At 34.5% G+C, this 12,558-nt stretch carries 13 protein-coding genes; 7 read left to right on the plus strand and 6 right to left on the minus strand.

What is annotated here, in order from left to right; all coding sequences use genetic code 11:
* From fdhF to HMPREF3264_RS02865, 5 genes are all read left to right on the plus strand, one after another.
* Window positions 1-2,157: formate dehydrogenase subunit alpha (fdhF, locus tag HMPREF3264_RS02845; protein WP_070871867.1), on the plus strand; the 2,157-nt coding region annotated here is incomplete at its 5' end.
* On the plus strand, window positions 2,157-2,624 hold the full coding sequence (locus HMPREF3264_RS02850) for a helical membrane plugin domain-containing protein (RefSeq protein WP_002443868.1): 468 nt from the start codon (window positions 2,157-2,159) through the stop codon (window positions 2,622-2,624). The genes fdhF and HMPREF3264_RS02850, both read left to right, overlap by 1 nt.
* A 163-nt stretch (window positions 2,625-2,787) precedes the next feature.
* The gene (locus HMPREF3264_RS02855) at window positions 2,788-3,009 is read left to right on the plus strand and encodes a hypothetical protein (protein ID WP_070871868.1); all 222 of its coding nucleotides are present in this window, start codon (window positions 2,788-2,790) and stop codon (window positions 3,007-3,009) included.
* Window positions 3,010-3,030: 21 nt separating this feature from the next.
* On the plus strand, window positions 3,031-3,807 hold the full coding sequence (locus HMPREF3264_RS02860; RefSeq protein WP_070871869.1) for an N-acetylglucosaminidase: 777 nt from the start codon (window positions 3,031-3,033) through the stop codon (window positions 3,805-3,807).
* A gap of 145 nt (window positions 3,808-3,952) precedes the next feature.
* Window positions 3,953-5,077, plus strand: coding sequence for an FAD-dependent monooxygenase (locus tag HMPREF3264_RS02865; protein ID WP_070871870.1), 1,125 nt, complete (start codon window positions 3,953-3,955; stop codon window positions 5,075-5,077).
* A 194-nt stretch (window positions 5,078-5,271) separates the two neighbouring features.
* Here HMPREF3264_RS02865 and HMPREF3264_RS02870 read toward each other — a convergent pair whose 3' ends face one another.
* The 5 genes from HMPREF3264_RS02870 to HMPREF3264_RS02890 form a co-directional block, all read right to left on the minus strand.
* Window positions 5,272-6,231, minus strand: coding sequence for a 2-hydroxyacid dehydrogenase family protein (locus HMPREF3264_RS02870; RefSeq protein ID WP_070871871.1), 960 nt, complete (start codon window positions 6,229-6,231; stop codon window positions 5,272-5,274).
* 82 nt (window positions 6,232-6,313) lie between these two features.
* Window positions 6,314-6,628, minus strand: a complete 315-nt coding sequence (locus tag HMPREF3264_RS02875; RefSeq protein ID WP_002443859.1) for a DMT family transporter — start codon at window positions 6,626-6,628, stop codon at window positions 6,314-6,316.
* A 2-nt stretch (window positions 6,629-6,630) separates the two neighbouring features.
* On the minus strand, window positions 6,631-6,960 hold the full coding sequence (locus HMPREF3264_RS02880; protein ID WP_002443857.1) for a DMT family transporter: 330 nt from the start codon (window positions 6,958-6,960) through the stop codon (window positions 6,631-6,633).
* 212 nt (window positions 6,961-7,172) lie between these two features.
* Window positions 7,173-7,673 (minus strand): CHAP domain-containing protein, encoded by a 501-nt coding sequence (locus HMPREF3264_RS02885; protein WP_070871872.1) that lies wholly within the window; start codon window positions 7,671-7,673, stop codon window positions 7,173-7,175.
* A gap of 321 nt (window positions 7,674-7,994) precedes the next feature.
* A complete protein-coding gene (locus HMPREF3264_RS02890; protein WP_070871873.1) occupies window positions 7,995-8,552 on the minus strand; it encodes a DUF4870 domain-containing protein in 558 nt (185 codons plus the stop codon).
* A 371-nt stretch (window positions 8,553-8,923) separates the two neighbouring features.
* Between HMPREF3264_RS02890 and HMPREF3264_RS02895 the strand changes: the two genes are divergently transcribed.
* Complete coding sequence (locus tag HMPREF3264_RS02895) at window positions 8,924-9,994, plus strand: NAD/NADP-dependent octopine/nopaline dehydrogenase family protein (protein ID WP_002443851.1); 1,071 nt, start codon at window positions 8,924-8,926, stop codon at window positions 9,992-9,994.
* A gap of 65 nt (window positions 9,995-10,059) precedes the next feature.
* On the plus strand, window positions 10,060-11,457 hold the full coding sequence (gene nhaC / locus HMPREF3264_RS02900; protein WP_070871874.1) for a Na+/H+ antiporter NhaC: 1,398 nt from the start codon (window positions 10,060-10,062) through the stop codon (window positions 11,455-11,457).
* Window positions 11,458-11,810: 353 nt separating this feature from the next.
* On the opposite strand, the gene HMPREF3264_RS02905 is transcribed toward nhaC, so the two are convergent.
* Window positions 11,811-12,558, minus strand: a 748-nt coding sequence (locus HMPREF3264_RS02905; protein WP_070871875.1) for a CHAP domain-containing protein, incomplete at its 5' end; no start/stop codon positions are given.

Genomic DNA, 12,558 nt, shown 5'->3' on the forward strand with positions numbered 1-12,558 from the left:
TGTGGCGTAGGATGCTCATTCGAAGTATGGACAAAAGATAGAGAAATTTTAAAAGTTCAACCATCTCATGATTCACCTGCAAATAAAATTGCATCATGTGTTAAAGGTAAATTCTCTTGGGGACATATTAATTCAGATCAACGTTTAACTAAACCATTAGTTAGAAAAGATGGTGCTTTCCATGAAGTAGAATGGGATGAAGCGCTAGAAGTCATCGCTGATAACTTCAATAATATTAAAGAGAAACATGGTGCGGATAGCTTATCATTTATTTCCTCTTCAAAAGCTACGAACGAAGAATCTTACTTAATGCAAAAACTAGCACGACAAGTGATTGGAACAAATAACGTAGATAATTGCTCACGTTATTGTCAAGCACCTGCTACGAAAGGTTTAATGCGTACAGTCGGTATCGGTGGCGATGCTGGTGGTATTGATGATTTAGAAAAAGCAGCAATGACTGTATTAATTGGTACAAATACTGCTGAAGCACATCCAGTTATTGCTTCACGAATGAAACGTGCACAAAAACTATTTGGTCAAAAATCTCATGTATTTGATATTAGAAAACATGAAATGGCCGAACGTGCAGATGCATTCTATCAACCTAAACCAGGTACGGACTTAGTATGGTTAGGTGCTGTAACGAAATATATTATCGATAATGACCTTCATGATAAGGCATTCTTAGATGAATGGGTTGACTATTTCGATGAATATTATAAATCACTAGAACCATTTACAATGGAATTTGCAGAAGACACAACTGGTATTCCTAAAGAGCGTTTGATTAGCTTTGCCCATGAAGTTGCGAAAGCAGAATCCGTTGCAATTTGTTGGGCTATGGGTATCACGCAACAAGATATCGGTAGTGACTCAAGTACAGCAATTTCTAACTTACTGCTTGTAACTGGTAACTATAGAAAGCCTGGTGCGGGCGCTTATCCGCTTCGTGGCCATAATAACGTTCAAGGTTGTAGTGATATGGGAAGTATGCCAGACCAATTCCCAGGTTACCAACTTGTAACTGACGATGAAATTAGAGCTAAATTTGAGAAAGAATACGGTGTGGAATTAAGTCCAACGCCAGGTCGTGACAATCACCAAATGATTGAAGGTATCCATAATGGCGACGTTCACTCACTATATCTATACGGTGAAGACACAGGAATTGTTGACTCTAATATTAACTTCGTTCAGGCTGCCTTTGAAAAGTTAGATTTCATGGTCGTGCAAGATGAATTCTTAACATTTACAGCGACTTATGCAGATGTTGTATTACCTGCAAGTCCTTCATTAGAAAAAGATGGCACATTCACTAACACTGAACGTCGTGTTCAACGCTTATATAAAGCTTTAGATTCACTTGGTGACTCTAAAGCTGACTGGGAAATCTTCCAATTAATTGCGAATCAACTTGGTGCTAATTGGGACTACAGCCATCCTGGAGAAGTGATGGATGAGATTGCTCGACTAACACCTTCATATGCGGGTGTAAGTTACGATCGCTTAGAAGGTTTCAATAGTTTACAATGGCCTGTCGATAAAGACGGTAAGGATACGCCACTTCTTTATCTAGATGGATTTAATTTTGAAAATAAAAAAGCAAAACTTTATCCACTTACATTTGATAATTTCTTCAAAGAAGATGAAGTATATGATATTCACGTTAACAATGGACGTTTACTTGAACATTTCCATGAAGGTAACATGACATATCAAACTGAAATGATTAAATATAAAATGCCACATGCATTCGTTGAAATTTCACCTGAATTAGCTCAAGATCGTGATATACATGAAGGTGCTGAAATTAAACTTATCTCTGAGTCCGGAGAGGCCACATTGTTAGCACATATTACAGATCGAGTGAAAGGCAAAGAAATTTATATTCCGTTGAATAACGATGCAATGGCAAATGGCGATATGGGTGCAATTAACTTACTTACTAACAGTGACGTTGATAAATACACAGATACACCATCTTACAAACGTACAAGTGCACGTATGGAAGTCATTTCTAAACGTGGTAAGTCACCATTGAATCCTACAAACTTCCGTGTAGATAAACAGCGTCATCCACAATATAGTGTTCAAGTACAGAAAAAATGGAATCGTTCTGATTACGTATTCCCAGGGAAGCAGAGTGATAAATAATGGCTGAAAGAATAACTGAAATTAAACGTCTGAAAAAGTCACCTGAACAAATTAAGAGCGAAAATTTAAATGAAGTCATTGATGCTATTGCAGAGAATAAGGATAGTATTCTTAAGGCAATCCGTTTAATTAATACTTTAGATGAAGCGAAAATTTTAGATGCACTGAATGGTGGATTTAAAGCACGACAAGTGATTATTAATAAGTTTGCCGTTGAATTAAATAAAGATATTTATACAGGTTTATTATCTAATATGGCGCAAATGGTATTCCTACTTGGAGATCTCAATGTAAAAGATTTAAGCGACATGCTTAATCGCTTGAATAAAGGTTTACATGTAGCGAACCAAGCAAGTCCTAATGCACGTACATCTATTAGAAATCTTATGGGTATTCTAAAAGACGACGACATGAACCGTAGTTTAACTTATATGTTGAATTTACTTAAAGGCATGTCTCGCGATTAAAGTTCAATAGCAATATATTTAAGGAAGTTGAGATAATTAAATATATCTCAGCTTCCATTTTTTTTAAGTCGACATTTACTTTCAACTTCATGTATGATGATATGTATATGAAAAAGTTAAATTCAAGGAGTGAAGGCGTATCAATCCTAATATATTGAAAGCCATGGCAATAATTTCCAATGTCTTGTTAGTTATTGGAATCGTATTTTTAATTATGCTTAAACTCATGCTAGCGATTGCTTTCTTTGCAGTATCTTTAGCAATTAGTTTAGTGATATTTAATGTCATGTTTAGAGACCGTACAGGTATGAAGATTGCTATTAATGTATCATTCTTTATTGTTGTTATAGCAATTGTCATAGACTATTTCGTTTTATCAAAATAGTGATTTGGGAGTTAGATATAAATGATGAAGCATCCTAAGTTTCGCATGACATCTCTATTAATCATTGCTATTTTAGTTGTTTTTGTGATTCTTTTCCTAGTTTTTGATACTAACCTTTTTAAAAATGATATAAAATATACCTTCAATGAAGCTGTCGACAGACAAAAAGGGGAAGGTGTCATTAATACTAAGGAAAAAGATGGCGAATTTGTAAATGCACAAGATAGTGATGTTGCGCGAGCGATGAAGATTAAACATGGCGATAATCCATGGAAATACATGGACATTTCCGAGAAAGTCCCTATGTCAGAAGCGGAAGTTAATCATATTCTGAAGGGTAAAGGTATACTGGAGAACCAAGGTCAAACGTTTATCAAGGCGCAAGATAAGTATGAGGTTAATATTATTTATTTAATCAGTCACGCCTTAGTAGAAACTGGAAATGGTAAGTCTGAACTTGCTAAAGGTGTGAAAGATGGACATCATCGTTATTATAATTTCTTCGGTATTGGGGCATTTGATGAAAATGCCGTTCATACAGATAAGAGTTATGCCAAACAAGAATCATGGACTTCACCTGAAAAGGCGATAATGGGTGGTGCATCATTTGTAAGATATCATTACTTTAAAAATAATCAGCTTAACTTGTATCAAATGCGTTGGAACCCGCAGAATCCCGGTCAACATCAATATGCGAGTGATATTAATTGGGTAGACAATATAGCTGATATGATGAAGAAGTATTACGATAAGTTTGGTATTAAAAAAGAAGATATTCGAAAGAAATATTATAAATAAGATAGAGGTTAGCACATGGTCAAAGATGTTGCTAACCTCCTTTTATGAATATGTAAAATTTAACTTTTAAAATACTGAGTCGAACTTTTAAACACTACAACATATGATAAAATATTAACGAATGATAAATTTGAGGTGTATACGAATGAAAATTGCAATTGTAGGTGCAGGTATTGGTGGATTAACAGCTGCTGCACTTTTAGAAGAGCATGGTCATGAAGTAAAGGTGTTTGAGAAAAAAGCATCATTAAATGAGGTTAGCGCAGGAATCGGAATAGGCGATAACGTCCTTAAAAAGTTGGGTAATCATGATCTTGCTAAAGGGATTAAAAACGCTGGGCAAAATTTGACAGCGATGAATGTGTACGATGAAAATGGACGTGAATTAATGTCTGCACAATTAAAACGTCAAACGTTAAATGTTACATTACCACGTCAATCGTTACTAGAAATCATCAAATCTTATGTTCAGCCATCCTCTATTTATACTGAGCATGTTGTAACAGGATTAGAGCAAACGAATTCTAAAGTCACAGTGCATTTTTCAGAACAAGAGAGTGAAGCATTCGACTTATGTATTGGCGCTGATGGGATTCATTCTAAAGTAAGAGAAGCGGTGCAAGCGCCTACTAAAATTAATTATCAAGGCTATACTTGTTTTAGAGGACTTGTAGATGATGTTCAACTTAAAGATGAACATGTGGCGAATGAGTATTGGGGTACTAAAGGTAGAGTGGGCATTGTACCACTGATTAATAATCAAGCATATTGGTTTATTACTGTACCTGCTAAAGAAAAGGATCCTAAATATCAAACATTTGGAAAGCCACATTTGCAAGCTTACTTTAATCATTTTCCTAATGAGGTGCGTCAGATATTAGATAAACAAAGTGAGACAGGCATCTTATTAAATGATATTTACGATATGAAACCTTTAAAAACATTTGTCTACGGTAGAACGTTATTATTAGGAGATGCAGCTCATGCGACGACACCTAATATGGGACAAGGTGCAGGGCAGGCAATGGAAGATGCGATTGTGCTAGTTAACTGCTTAGAAGCATATGACTTTGATAAAGCGATTGAAAGATATGATAAATTACGCGTTAAACACACTGCTAAAGTGATTAAGCGTTCTAGAAAGATTGGGAAAGTCGCACAAAAACGTAATCGCTTCGTTGCTAAATTACGTAATGCAATGATGAAAGTGATGCCTAATACTTACGCATCCGCACAAACTAAGTTTTTATATAAATCAAAGGAAAAATAAAAAGAAAGATGGGAGCGGAACAGAAAAATAATTTAGCAAAATTATTTTCGTTGTTCCGCCCCGGCAAGGATGGCTAGGATTGAGAGAAGCTTGATATAAGCGCACTTTCAATTCAGACATCTACTGCCAATATATTAAAGGAGGCTGGAGTATCTAATGATTTCTCGTCCTCCTTTTTTGTTTAGAGTGATAGTCTATTTATTATTTACGACAAATTGTGGTTCTTCACCATTTAATTTTTTAATTGTATCATTTGCTACAATTTTAGCCATGAAATCTCTAGCTTCGAATGTTGCATTACCAATATGAGGTGTGAGTACAATGTTCTTAAATGATTTAAGTTCATCAGTGATTTCTGGTTCGAATTCATAAACGTCTAAAGCTGCGCCTTCGATTTCTTTATTTTCAAGAGCTTGAACAAGTGCCTGTTCATTTACTATTGGTCCTCGACCCACATTGATAAGGTAAGCAGTTGATTTCATTTGTTTAAATTGTGCAGTATCGATTAAGTGATGTAAATCTGGATTATACGCTGCATTGATTGTAATAAAATCAGCATTTTCTAATAACGTATCTAAATCCACATATTTGGCACCAATTTCACGTTCTTTTTCTTCTTTACGATGAGGTCCTGTATATAGAACGTCCATATCAAATGCACGTGCACGTTTAGCTACTGCACCACCAATTTCTCCTAAACCAATAATACCAATCGTCTTTCCTGAGACTTCTCTACCACGGAAGAATAGCGGTGCCCATCCATCAAATCCTTGAGTTCTAGATAGTTCGTCACCTTCAACGATTCTGCGTGCTACACTTAAAATTAAACCAATTGTTAAATCAGCTGTAGCATTTGTTGAAGCCTTTGGTGTATTCGTTACATCTATATTTTTCTCTCTTGCATAATCAATATCTACATTATTGAAGCCAGCACCATAATTAGTGATAATTTTAAGGTTTTTGCCACTATCAATAACTTCTTTATCGACGTTTGTTGAAAGTAAACTAACTAAAGCAGAGGCATCTTTAACGCCTTCTTTTAACGTTTCTTTATCTATAATGCCATCCCCATCATACATCTCTACTTCAAAATGTTCTTTTAATAAATTTAATCCCACTTCAGGAATTGCGCCTGCGATATATACTTTTTCCATCATTATCACTCCTTCTTTTAATATCAGTATAGTAAAAGAGGAAAGCGCAAACAATAAATAAAGCTAATTACATGTGTTGTAATTAGCTAATTAAACGTAATCCTACTACAGCTATAAGTATCATTAGAATACAAATAATTCTTCCAACATGTTTAGATTCTTTATAGAATAACATGCCAATGATGGTACCACCAGCAGTGCCTATACCAGTCCAAATTGCGTAAGCTGTACCCATTGGGATATCATGCATTGCAAGCTTTAACGTACTAAAACTTAATATAAAAGCAAGGCCTAACAAAATGACATATATCTTATTTTGGGTGCGAGACAATTCGTTAAGTAAAACGACACCAAGTACCTCTAGTCCGCCAGCAATAAGTAAAAATATCCATGACATCTTTATTGACCTCCTTCTTCATTTTCATTTGTAGTAAGTTTCAAACCGATAATACCTGCAATGAGGATAATCATTAAGATGACTTTAGCAAGAGTAAAAGGTTGATTAAAGAAAATCATATCTACAAGCACAGTGCCAACTGCTCCAATACCTACGAAAAAGGCATAAACTGTACCTACTGGTAAGTGTTTAGATGCATCGATAACAAGATAGAAACTTAAAGCAATAAAAAAGAGGGTAACTACCCAACTTAATAAAGAATGTGCATTATCTAAACCTGTAACCCAGATGATTTCCACAAATCCTGCTATGACGACTTTTAGCCATTGCATATGTATATGCCTCCAATTGTTAGTGATAAAACTATTCTCTCAAATAAGAAGGGGAGAGGCAATCTAAGAAGGTTGAGTACGGTGGCATATCAAAATTGGGTAATGTAAAATATTAGATTAAAAAAGACTAAAAAAATACCCTTTAAGATAAAAATGTTTTGGATTTTACCTTAAAGGGATGGAATGATTTTATTTATCATCTTAGAGACTGATTAGTCTAAGTGGATGTAATTGTATGAACTTGCTTCACTAGATGAGATTGTTCGTGTATCTACAACATAAGGGCCACCGTTATAGTTCATTTCTGATACGGTAACTGATCCATCGCTGCCCACATTTTCTACATAAGCGACGTGACCATATGCGCCATTAGATGATTGTAAAATAGAACCTTTTTCAGGTGTGTGATTAACTGTGTAACCAGATGCTTCAGCTGCAGAAGCCCAGTTGTTAGCATTTCCCCATGTTGAACCAATTTGTCCTCCCACTTTATCGAACACGTACCAAGTACATTGACCTGCTGTATATAAGTTGCCTGAAGTAGAAGATGCTGATGTAGTTTCAGTACTATAAGATTGTTGATTACTAGTGTTGTATTGAGCGTTGTTTTGTATATTTTGCGTATTTTCTGCGGCATGCGCATTTGATGTTGTTCCCAATAATGATGCGCCAATACCCGCTGTTAATGTAGTGATAGTTACTAATTTTTTCATAATTAAAAATCCTCCCAAAGTTAATAACGATAATTTGATACATCTTAAAATGTAGCGATTTTGTATTAAGAATACATCTCGTTAAATGTTTGATGTCATCTGTAACGACACAACATACTCTAACAGATAAATTTTTCTTTGTGGGTATTGTTACGGTTTCGTAAACCAATTAAAAAAACCTTGACCATCGTTGTAATAAACGACCATCAAGGTTACAGTGTGTTACAAATTCTCTGTGGGGCATAGCTAGTTCATTTGTGTAGATAAATAAGCAAAAAAGCTTATGGATTTATTACAAGACCTTGTAATAAATCATTTTTACTATTTAATGAAAGGAATAGTAAAAGGTATTTTATAAGTTTTGCCTGACATGTATTTCACACAACCAATAATATTGCAAACGAAAGCAACGATTGATAATACAACTAGAGCCAAGGCAATTATTACCGTAATGATAATTGCAATAGTTGCTATTACAGTATTATTCGGATTTAACATAGCTATAAACATGAAAACATAAACTAAAATCACACCTACAATTGCATAAATAAAATAAGAAATAAAGTAATTTAAATAAGTCTTACCTGCTGTATCAACAAGTTTTGAGTCTTTACGTTTTACTAACCAAATGACAAGAGGTGCGATAAAGCTTGTGAATAAACCTAGTAGATAGATGAGCATTGACATTAAACGTGCGTCTTGATCCTCATCTTGTCTAATTTTTGAATTGTGTTCATCTGAAGTATGTTGATGCTGTTGTTGTGATTGAGTTAAACTCTCGGAATGCCGATCGTTGTTATTACGCTCTGACTCAGATGTATACATTGAGTTTGAATTTGAATCTGATTCGTTGAAACGGTGATTTTCACTGTTATCCATAATATGTATCCTCCAAAATAAATAATTTAACACACATAATACACTTATAACTATATCAAAACAAAATATATTATTAAATGATAAATTTAAATTTCTAACTTAAAATACCAAATAAGTTTAAAATATGTTTTAATCGGTTATATAGTATTGTTAATCGACATGACATATTAAGGTTTGTCGAGAATCTGAAATAATGAATTAGAAAATAACGTTTGAGCAATAACTTTTTAAATAACCGCGGAGCGGGCCACAGAATTCAATAACATAAAGATTGAATTCAGACCCACTCCTTTTTTATGAAAAGATTTAGAATGATAGAAATCATACATAGGAGAATATTTAACAACTTTAAGATGAAAGAGGGATAAAGTATGAAAATAGCTATTGTTGGTTCAGGTAACGGGGCAGTAACAGCTGCAGTAGATATGGTAGATAAAGGTCATGACGTGAAATTATACTGTCGTAACGAATCTATTGAAAAATTTAATAATGCTTTCGAAAAAGGCGGATTTGATTTTAATAATGAGGGCGAAGAAAAGTTTATAGAATTTACTAATATAAGTGATGATATTGAATATGTTCTAGAAGATGCTGATATCGTTCAAGTTATTATTCCATCATCATTTATTGAATATTATGCTAAGGTGATGTCTCATTATGTGACAAATGAACATCTTATTTTCTTCAATATTGCTGCATCTATGGGGTCTATTCGTTTTATGAATGTATTAGAAGACCGTCACATTGATGTACATCCTAAATTTGCTGAAGCAAACACACTCACTTATGGAACGCGTGTAGATTTCGACAATGCACGTGTAGACTTATCATTAAATGTACGTAGAGTCTTTTTCTCAACATTTGATCGTAGCGAACTCAACGAAAGTTATGAGAAAGTATCACAAATTTATGATCATCTTGTTAAAGAAGAAAGTCTATTAAAAACAAACCTTGAAAATGGTAACCCTGAAGTGCATCCAGGTCCAACACTCTTGAATGTTGGTCGTATTGATTATGCGGAAAATTTCTCTCTTTATAAAGAGGGGATTACGAAGCACACGGTTCGTTTACTTCATGCAATTGAAATTGAGCGTTTAAATTTAGGAAGAAAATTAGGGTTTGAATTGTCTACAGCTAAAGAATCTCGTATTCAAAGAGGCTATTTAGAACGCCAAGATGAAGATGAACCGTTAAATCGTTTGTTTAATACAAGTCCAGTATTTTCACAAATTCCGGGTCCTAACCACGTTGAAAATCGTTATCTAACTGAGGATATTGCGTTTGGTTTAGTTCTATGGTCAAGTCTAGGAAGAGTGATAGACGTACCAACGCCTAATATAGATGCAGTCATTGTTATTGCATCTACAATATTAGAGCGTGATTTCTTTGAGGAAGGTCTTACTGTAGAAGAATTAGGCCTTGATAAATTAGGTTTAGAATAATTGAACACGATTAAATATTAAGAAAAGAGGTTTTGCATCAAATCGCTGCTGAAGGGAGTAATCGTATGACACAAAAATATAGAAAGCCTACATTTTTGGAGTCAATTTCAACGATTATTGTGATGGTTATTGTCGTTGTAATTGGATTTATCTTTTTTAATATACCTATTCAAGTGCTGTTATTAATTTCATCAGCATATGCTTCTTTTATAGCATATCGAGTAGGATTAAGATGGGAAGATTTAGAGGAAGGTATTTCAAAGAGACTTAATACTGCCATGCCTGCCATTTTCATTATTTTGGCTGTAGGTATTATCGTTGGGAGCTGGATGTTCTCAGGAACAGTACCGGCATTGATATATTATGGATTAAAGTTTCTTAACCCAAGCTATTTTCTAGTATCTGCGTTTATCATTAGTGCAATAACCTCAGTTGCTACAGGTACAGCATGGGGATCTGCTTCAACAGCAGGTATTGCTTTAATTTCTATTTCCAATCAATTAGGTGTAGCACCTGGTATGGCAGCTGGGGCCATCATTGCAGGGGCGGTATTTGGAGATAAAATGTCGCCACTTTCTGATACGACGAATTTGGCTGCTTTAGTGACAAGGGTAAATATTTTTGCTCATATTAAATCAATGATGTGGACTACAATTCCTGCTTCAATCATAGGACTAATCGTTTGGTTCTTTGCTGGGTTACACTCTGGAGGTAACGCTAACCCGAAACAAATACAAATGTTATTGAGTGAATTAGATAAGGTTTATAACATAAATTTAATTGTGTGGATACCACTTATTGTTATTGTGATTTGCTTATTATTGAGAGTATCTACGGTGCCATCCATGCTCATTTCAAGTCTAAGTGCTTTATTAGTGGGAACGTTTAATAATCATTTTAATATGATTGATGGTTTCAAAGCGACATTTGATGGTTTCAGTCATACTATGGTTCATCAGTCTCATTTATCTAAAAATGTAATATCGTTAATAGAGCAAGGTGGCATGATGAGTATGACACAAATTATAGTTACGATTTTTTGTGGCTATGCATTTGCTGGTATTGTGGAGAAAGCCGGATGCCTAGACGTGATGTTAGAGACGGTTGCAAAAGGTGTGAAATCTGTAGGTACACTTATATTAATAACTGTTGTATGTTGCTTGATGCTTGTCTTTGCTGCTGGAGTGGCTTCAATTGTAATTATTATGGTCGGCGTATTGATGAAGGAAATGTTTGAAAAGATGGATCTGTCTAGATCAGTACTGTCACGTACACTAGAAGATTCTAGTACAATGGTCTTACCACTTATACCATGGGGAACTTCAGGTATTTACTATGCTCAACAGCTAAATGTATCCGTTGGAGAATTCTTTATCTGGACTGTACCTTGTTATTTATGTGCTTTCATTGCAATTATCTATGGATTTACAGGTATTGGAATAAAGAAGTTAAGTAAAAACTAAGTTTAATCTAATTTTTAAGTGGAATATATTTAATATGTTGAAACATGATTTGTAGATATAAATGTAGCGATTATATCTCGTATAGTTTTAACATTTTAATATCCTTCTATATAGTTGTTGTATTTATTTTGTAGCGGAATGAATACATAACTATATGAAAGTAACGAATTCTTTTGATACATCTTATTCATACGTGATAATGATTTAGAATGACTGTACATGAATATTTGAATTTGTTTAAGAAAAAATAGTTTTTTAGCCTATTGCCTATTGAGGTAATAGGTCTTTTTTATAGAAAAATAAAAAACATTCATCCTGTTAAAAGGATGAATGCTTTTAATAAAGTGCGTATATTAGTGAATGTAGTTGTATGAAGCAGCTTGGCTAGCAGAGATTGTACGAGAAGTTACAACACCTGCACCATGTCCGTAGTTCATTTCTGAAACAGTGATTGTACCGTTACTGTTTACACTTTCAACATATGCTACATGACCAAATGCACCTTGTGAAGTTTGTAAAATCGCACCTTTAGATGGTGAATTATTTACAGTGTAACCTGCTGCAGCGGCAGCGTTTGCCCAGTTATTTGCATTGCCCCAAGTTGAGCCGATTTTTCCGCCAACTCTATCGAACACATAATACGTACATTGACCTGAAGTATATAAATTACCGCCTGCTGAAGAAGCATTTGATAATGAAACGCCATTTGAAGATGGTGCTGATGTAGATGTAACATGAACATTTCCGCTAGTTGAAGCATAGCTAGAACCTAAACCACCAGTTTGATTATAAGCGTTTGAATAAGATTGATTAGTATTACCATAATTATTGTAGTTGTAGTAATTATTTGAATTACTATAGTTAGAGTAGTTGTTATAGTTGTAATTATTGTAGTTATTGTCTAAACGATCTGGGCTCCAGTTACCTTGCCAAGTATAATGATAGTTACCTTCTTGATCGATTGTGTATGAATAGCTGTAAGAAGATGGATCATTTGGGTTGTAACCACCATTATTTTGTTCTGCTGCGTGAGCATCGTGACTTGCAAAAGCGAAAGTAGCGATTCCGGCAGTTGCGATTGTAGCTGTAGCGATTTTTTTC

It is taken from the genome of Staphylococcus sp. HMSC62A08, from assembly GCF_001839105.1.
Taxonomy (GTDB): domain Bacteria; phylum Bacillota; class Bacilli; order Staphylococcales; family Staphylococcaceae; genus Staphylococcus; species Staphylococcus caprae.

Excerpts from the sequence above, each read along its gene's own strand:
- HMPREF3264_RS02870 (WP_070871871.1), bottom strand. The coding sequence starts at position 6,231 with ATGGAAAAAGTATATATCGCAGGCGCAATTCCTGAAGTGGGATTAAAT.
- HMPREF3264_RS02885 (WP_070871872.1), bottom strand. The coding sequence starts at position 7,673 with ATGAAAAAATTAGTAACTATCACTACATTAACAGCGGGTATTGGCGCA.
- HMPREF3264_RS02875 (WP_002443859.1), bottom strand. The coding sequence starts at position 6,628 with ATGTCATGGATATTTTTACTTATTGCTGGCGGACTAGAGGTACTTGGT.
- HMPREF3264_RS02860 (WP_070871869.1), top strand. The coding sequence starts at position 3,031 with ATGATGAAGCATCCTAAGTTTCGCATGACATCTCTATTAATCATTGCT.
- nhaC (WP_070871874.1), top strand. The coding sequence starts at position 10,060 with ATGACACAAAAATATAGAAAGCCTACATTTTTGGAGTCAATTTCAACG.
- HMPREF3264_RS02890 (WP_070871873.1), bottom strand. The coding sequence starts at position 8,552 with ATGGATAACAGTGAAAATCACCGTTTCAACGAATCAGATTCAAATTCA.
- HMPREF3264_RS02895 (WP_002443851.1), top strand. The coding sequence starts at position 8,924 with ATGAAAATAGCTATTGTTGGTTCAGGTAACGGGGCAGTAACAGCTGCA.
- HMPREF3264_RS02850 (WP_002443868.1), top strand. The coding sequence starts at position 2,157 with ATGGCTGAAAGAATAACTGAAATTAAACGTCTGAAAAAGTCACCTGAA.
- HMPREF3264_RS02880 (WP_002443857.1), bottom strand. The coding sequence starts at position 6,960 with ATGCAATGGCTAAAAGTCGTCATAGCAGGATTTGTGGAAATCATCTGG.
- HMPREF3264_RS02865 (WP_070871870.1), top strand. The coding sequence starts at position 3,953 with ATGAAAATTGCAATTGTAGGTGCAGGTATTGGTGGATTAACAGCTGCT.
- HMPREF3264_RS02855 (WP_070871868.1), top strand. The coding sequence starts at position 2,788 with ATGGCAATAATTTCCAATGTCTTGTTAGTTATTGGAATCGTATTTTTA.